The sequence below is a fragment of the Haloferula sp. genome, from assembly GCF_049672945.1.
GTDB lineage: Bacteria > Verrucomicrobiota > Verrucomicrobiia > Verrucomicrobiales > Akkermansiaceae > Haloferula.
The window spans coordinates 1-6,274 of record NZ_JBATWY010000233.1; the positions used below are offsets into that span (position 1 = coordinate 1).

6 protein-coding genes are annotated in these 6,274 nt (G+C 59.3%); 4 read left to right on the forward strand and 2 right to left on the reverse strand.

What is annotated here, in order from left to right; genetic code table 11:
• The coding region (locus WBG04_RS20275) for a glycosylhydrolase-like jelly roll fold domain-containing protein (protein ID WP_424316547.1) at nucleotides 1-948 on the forward strand (948 nt) is incomplete at its 5' end.
• Nucleotides 949-962: 14 nt separating this feature from the next.
• On the opposite strand, the gene WBG04_RS20280 is transcribed toward WBG04_RS20275, so the two are convergent.
• Entirely contained in the window at nucleotides 963-2,279 is a 1,317-nt protein-coding gene (locus WBG04_RS20280; protein WP_424316552.1) for an aldehyde dehydrogenase family protein, read from the reverse strand.
• Nucleotides 2,280-2,411: 132 nt separating this feature from the next.
• Between WBG04_RS20280 and WBG04_RS20285 the strand changes: the two genes are divergently transcribed.
• The 3 genes from WBG04_RS20285 to WBG04_RS20295 are packed head-to-tail and all read left to right on the forward strand — an operon-like array spanning nucleotide 2,412 to nucleotide 5,498.
• A complete protein-coding gene (locus WBG04_RS20285; RefSeq protein WP_424316548.1) occupies nucleotides 2,412-3,914 on the forward strand; it encodes a phytoene desaturase family protein in 1,503 nt (500 codons plus the stop codon).
• 2 nt (nucleotides 3,915-3,916) lie between these two features.
• Entirely contained in the window at nucleotides 3,917-5,032 is a 1,116-nt protein-coding gene (locus WBG04_RS20290; RefSeq protein ID WP_424316549.1) for a glycosyltransferase, read from the forward strand.
• Complete coding sequence (locus tag WBG04_RS20295) at nucleotides 5,022-5,498, forward strand: hypothetical protein (protein ID WP_424316550.1); 477 nt, start codon at nucleotides 5,022-5,024, stop codon at nucleotides 5,496-5,498. Before WBG04_RS20290 ends, WBG04_RS20295 begins: the two co-directional genes overlap by 11 nt.
• Before the next feature lie 8 nt (nucleotides 5,499-5,506).
• On the opposite strand, the gene WBG04_RS20300 is transcribed toward WBG04_RS20295, so the two are convergent.
• The coding region (locus tag WBG04_RS20300) for a DUF3516 domain-containing protein (RefSeq protein ID WP_424316551.1) at nucleotides 5,507-6,274 on the reverse strand (768 nt) is incomplete at its 5' end.

Here is a 6,274-nt window from a genome sequence, read left to right on the forward strand (position 1 = left end):
GAAGTACGGCAGTTGCCCGAGAACACCGCCCGACAGATCCTCGCGCTGACCCGTCGCGGCGCAAGCATCACGATCCTCGGCGATTGGCCGCGCGACGTTCCGGGCTTTCCGATGCCAGACATTCGGCGAGGAACCCTTTTCACGACCCTGCAGGAGATCCCCGAGTCCCAGATTCTTGAAGGTGACGACCTACTTGATCTTCTGACCGATGCCGGTGTCCAATCAGAGCCCATGAGTCAACTCGGCCTCCGTTTTGTCCGCCGCAGTCATCGCGAGGGTCACCATTACTTCATCGTCAACCGAAGTCCCGACCCCGTCGATGAATGGGTCACACTCGCCACCCCCGCCACCTCCGCCATCCTCATGGATCCCCGCTTCCTCAAGCGCAGCGGCGTCACCCCGATCAGACAGGATGGGGAGCGCAGCCAGGTCCGGCTCATCCTCGAGCCGGGCGAGTCGCGAATCCTCAGGACCTTCACCGGTCGCGAAGCCGAGGGACCGAAATGGACCGAGCTGACCCCGTCCGGCAACATCCGAACCATTGGCGGCACCTGGAAGGTCCAGTTCACCGAGGGTGGGCCCGAGCTTCCTGATGAGTTTGAAGCGCCGATCCTCGGCTCATGGACCACCCTCAGCGATCCCCGTGCCGTCCGCTTCTCCGGTACCGCACGCTATACGATTGATTTCGAGATTCCCACCGAAGGCAACTGGTTGCTCGACCTCGGTCAGGTCGCCCACACCGCCCACGTCTTCGTCAATGGCAACGATGCCGGCACCGCCTACACCCCTCCGCACCAGTTCGACCTCTCCCGTTTTCTCCGCATAGGCACCAACCGCCTCGACATCGCGGTCACCAATCTCCCCCAACCCGGCCCCGAGTCCAACCGCCCTCCCTCACCCTCAGGCCTTCTGGGCCCCGTCCGTTTGATCCCTCTCGCCAACGAGTAGCCGCGCTCGAGTCTTCAGCGAATCCAGCGCCTCATCGTTTCCAACAAGTTGCCATATGGCGGCTTCAACTGAAACAGGTCCCGAATCATGAAGCGCCGTGTCACGGACCGCTCGTAGCTGAACACATCAAACCCCGCCTTCCCTCGATATCTTCCATGTCCGCTGGCTCCCACGCCACCGAAAGGCAGCTCGAGATTCGTCGCCTGCTTCATCACATCGTTGATGCACACCGAGCCCGAACGCATGACCCGCATCGCCCTCTCGGAGAAATCCGCGTCGCCCGAAAACAAATAGAGCGCCAGCGGAGACGGCAGATCCGCGAGGCGGCCAAGACAGTCGTCGTCGGATGGGTAAGTCACCACTGGCAGCAGTGGTCCGAAGATTTCTTCCTGCATGGAAGGATGCTCCCAATCGACCACAGCCCAGCGCGGAGCGAGCTGGAGCGAATGCGGACCGTCCTCACCGACCTGCTCGGCATCGTCGGCCACCAGCGCGAGCACCCGGTCACGCTGACCCTCGTGCACACAGCGAGCGATTTCCGCACCCTCCTTCCCATAGGTCTCATCGAGCACCTGCCGAATCCGCGCGCGGAATTTCGGAAGTAGCGCCTCCGGCACCATCACGAAATCGGGGGCCATGCAGGTCTGCCCGGCATTGAAGAACTTTCCCAAAACGATACGCTCCACCGCGATATCGAGTTCCGTGCTGGAATGAATCACCGCCGGACTCTTTCCCCCCAGTTCCAGCACGCAAGGCACCATCCGTTCGGCCGCCGCCTTAGCCACCAGTCGCCCGACCCGCTCGCCGCCGGTGAAAAAGTAGAAATCGAAGTCCTGCTCGAGCAGCCGCTCACCCACCGCTGCGTCGCCGCAGACGACCGCCACCAGCCGGGGAGAGGCGGACTTTCGAATGATCCGCTCAAGAACCGCCGCTGTGGCCGGTGCCAACTCGGAAGGCTTGATCACCACCGAGTTGCCGGCCGCGATCGCGGCAATCGCAGGGCTCAAGGCCAACTGCAGCGGGTAATTCCACGGAGCCATCACCAGCACCACCCCAAAGGGCTCCCGACGAACCTCACTTCTGGCAGGGAGAAAGTAGAAAGGATGACCGGCCCTCCGCGGCCGTGCCCAACCCTTCAATCGCTTCAGGATGTATTTCAGCTCGGTCTTTACGAACAACACCTCAGCCAACCAGGCCTCGATCCGTGGTTTTCCAAAATCACTCTCAAGGGCATCGAGGATCTGGTCCTCGGACTCCTCAATGAGCTTCAGGATCCGCTCCAAAATGGCCATTCTGGCTTCGGGATCCAGTGAACCAGCCTCCGCCCTCATACCCTCCACGAGTCGGCGCAGCGAATCTTCTGAAAAAGCTTCTATTGATCGATCTCCCGGGTTGCAAACTTCGGACACGCGATGAATCTGACACAAGTCAGAGGTTGCGCACGGGCAGATCTCGGAAATGTCATGAAACGTAGAAAGGAAAAAATTCTGGTGGTCGGCAGCGGTCTCGGTGGGCTCTCAGCGGCCATCTCACTCCGCGCCGAAGGCTTCGATGTCGAGATCCTTGAGAAAAACGCCCAAATTGGAGGCAAGCTCAACGTCCGGGAAATCGATGGCTTCACTTTTGATCTCGGCCCTTCGATCTTCACCATGCCCTCGATCTTCGAGGACCTTTTCGCCCGGGCTGGCAAGAAGATGCAGGATTACGTCCAACTCCAAGCCGTCACGCCCCACTGGCGAAACGTGTTCGAGGACGGCAAGGTCATCGATCTCTATCAGGAGAACGAGCTGATGAAGGCCGAGCTCGCCAAACTCGATGGCAATCCCGAAGAGCACTGGAAAGACCTGCAAGGCTTCCTCAATTACGGACGCGAGCAGTACAAGATGGTCGACAGCGGCTACTTCGCTGAAGGGCTCGACACCACTTGGGAGATGATCCGGCACTACGGATTCTTCGGACTTAGCCGCGGCATGGACTGGAACAACACCATGGCGGAATCCATCGCCAAGCACTTCAGCAGCGAGCACCTGAAGCGGATCTTCGAGTACTTCATCAAGTATGTCGGATCCTCCGCAACCGACGCTCCGGGCTACATGAACATGATGTCCCTCATTCAGTTCGATCACGGACTATGGTATGTGAAGGACGGCATGTACAACCTCGCTCGTGGCCTGAATCGCCTGCTCGATGACCTCGAAATTCCGGTGCATCTCAACTCACGGGTACGGGAAATCTCGAAGGAAGGAAAACGGGTCACCGGCGTCGTCCTGGAAAACGGCGAACACCTCAAAGCAGACTACGTCGTCTGCAACATGGAGGTCATTCCCGCCTACAAGCACCTGCTCAAGGAATCACCCGGCTTCCTCAAGAAGCTCGAACGCTTCCAACCCGCCTGCTCCGGCCTCGTCATCCATCTCGGCACCGACCGCGTCTACCCGCAACTCGCCCACCACAACTTCTTCTACTCGAAGAACCAGTCGAAGCATTTCGACACCGTCTTCAAAAAGGGCCAGCTGCCGGACGACCCGACGATCTACCTGGTGGCTCCCACCCGCACCGATCCCACCAAAGCACCCGAGGGCTGCGACAACATCAAGATCCTCCCGCACATCCCGCCGATCAATCCGGAGAATCCTCTAACAGCGGAGGACTACAAGGCCTTCGCCGACCGCGTCCTCGACAAGCTCGAACGCATGGGCCTCACCGATCTGCGCAAGCATACCATTGTCGAGGACACCCTGACTCCACTCGACATCGAAAGCATGTATCTCTCGAACCGGGGATCCATCTACGGCGTCGTTAGTGATTGGAAGCTCAATCGCGCTTTCAAGGCTCCCAAGCAGAGCAAGAAATACAAGAACCTCTTCTTCACCGGCGGCAGCGTGAACCCCGGCGGCGGCATGCCGATGGCAATTCTCTGCGGACAAAAGGTCAGTGACCGCCTCGTCGCCCAAGTAGAAAGATAGCGTTGAGTGCGGCCTTCATCATTGCGGCCATGATCGCAAGCGTCCTCGCAATCACCGCGATGGCGCTGCTCTTCTGTCGGCTTCGAAAGCTCCCCAGGCTCACAACGGAAATCGACCGGGCAGCTCCGAGCATTTCGATTATCATTCCGGCTCGCAACGAAGAATCCAACCTGCAACGCCTGCTTCCCTCGATCAACCAGCAGTCACTCGCGGCCTGTGAAGTCATCGTGGTCGATGATCACTCCGAAGACCGAACCGCCGCCGTCGCTGAATCCCACCAGTGCCGGGTCATTCGCGGCAAGGATCTGCCGGATGGCTGGTTCGGAAAACCCTGGGCCTGCCAGCAGGGAGCCGAAGCCGCAACGGGTGAACTGCTCTTCTTTCTCGATGCCGACGTCGAGCTCCAACCCAGCGCCCTCGCCCGCCTTGCAGCCACCGCGTCTGCATCGCCCAGCGCCGTGATTTCCGTTTGCCCCTGGCACCGGATCGAAAGTCCCTATGAAGAACTTTCGGTGTTCTTCAACCTGCTGATGGTCGGCGGTATTGGTGCCTTCACCTACCGCGCCGACCAAGCAAAAGGCATCGGTCTTTTCGGCCAGACCCTTCTCATTCCAAGGAAACTCTACCACGACATCGGCGGTCACGAGTCCGTGAAGAAAACCGTTCTCGAGAACCTCCATCTCGCGGGCGAACTTGAGAAGCGCGGCATTGAGCGGCTCTGCTATCTCGGAAAAGGCAGCATCTCGATGCGCATGTTTCCCGAGGGATTTGGCGAGCTGACCGCCAGTTGGAAAAAGGGCTTCAGTTCCGGTGCCGGGCTGACCTCCACCTTCGCCATGACGCTCTGCATTCTCTGGCTCATCGGACTCATGGCGCTTGCCATGATCGCCTTGATGCTTCCACTCGGCGGCCCGGCGGCCATCCCCTGGGTGCTGGGCTGCTACTTGGCCGTCGCCATCACTCTCATCATTCTTTTCCGACAAGTCGGTCGCTTCTCATGCTGGAGCGCCCTGCTCTTTCCCATCCCGCTGTTCTTCTATCAAGGACTCTTCGCCTCCGCGCTCATCCACAAGAAAAAGGGCGGAACCACCCAATGGAAAGGTCGCGATGTGGCTTGAACTTCCCAACCTTTGGATCGGCCTCCTCAACGGCCTTGGCATTCCGATCGCCCACTTCGGGATCTCGTGGCTCTTCACCCGGATGCCGCTTTCCTGGTTCCCTCCCAGCGCCTTCCCCGCTCTGCCCGGTGAAACGGCGACCATGCTCGATCGCGTCTTCCGGATCAGGTCGTGGAAGTCCCATCTCCCCGATGCAGGCCCCTGGTTTGGAGGCTTCGCCAAACGAAACCTGCGATCCGCCAGCACGGAATTTCTCGCAAAATTCCGCGCGGAAACCTGCCGCAGCGAAGCCGCCCACTGGGCGCAGCTCTTCGTGATCTCCAGCTTCATCTTTTGGACCCCTTGGCCATGGGCAATCATCATCGTTGCCTACGCCATCTTCTCGAACCTCCCCTGCATTGTCCTCCAGCGCCAAAACCGCCTCCGCCTGAATCAGGTTCTGTCCAGAGGTTCTCGGGCTTCCTAACGGGAACTCTAAAACGGCGCGATATCGAGCAGGCTGAGAACAATCGCATTCTTCTCATCCGATCTCTCAACATCGAGTTCGAACACCACGCTCCAGTCGTTCAAGTCCTCGCTATCCACCAGCACCTGCTCAAGCCTCCTTTTCGATGAACCCTGAGCGGACTCCACCCGGAAGTGTTTCGCATTTCGCGCCTCGGGGTCCATGCGGATGAAGCCGTGCTCCGCGGCATGGACGGCCATCGCCTCACGCAGTTCCGCGACCGAGATACCACCTTCAACCCGCTCCAAAGCCGCTTCGATATTCCCAAGCGACAGGTCCTTGACGAAATCCAGAACGGCGTGCCGGACCGCCCGTTCGAACTCCGCCTTACGGCGTGAAAAGGGCACCGTCTTGGTCGGTGCCGATGTCTCTTCCGGAACGTAATCCGGGTTTTTCAACTTCTCCCACTCATCGATCAGGCTGCTGTCCACCCCACGCAGAAGATCCCGGAAGAAACCCTCCGCTTCTTCCAGATCCTCGGTCTTCGCCGCTGGCGGCACGGTCTGGTTCAGCACCTTGTAAACCTCCGAAAGGTGCCTCAACAGCACCGCTTCACTGCGTTCCAATCCGTAAGCTTTCACATAGTCCTCAAAGGACTGCCAATTCTCGAACATCTCGCGCGCAATCGACTTCGGACGCACCGAAGCTTCCTTGGCCCAAGGCTTGTCGAGGACGAATTCATTGTAGGTCGCATAGATGAATTCCTTGCCCGGCTTCGGATGTTCGACTTCATCCAG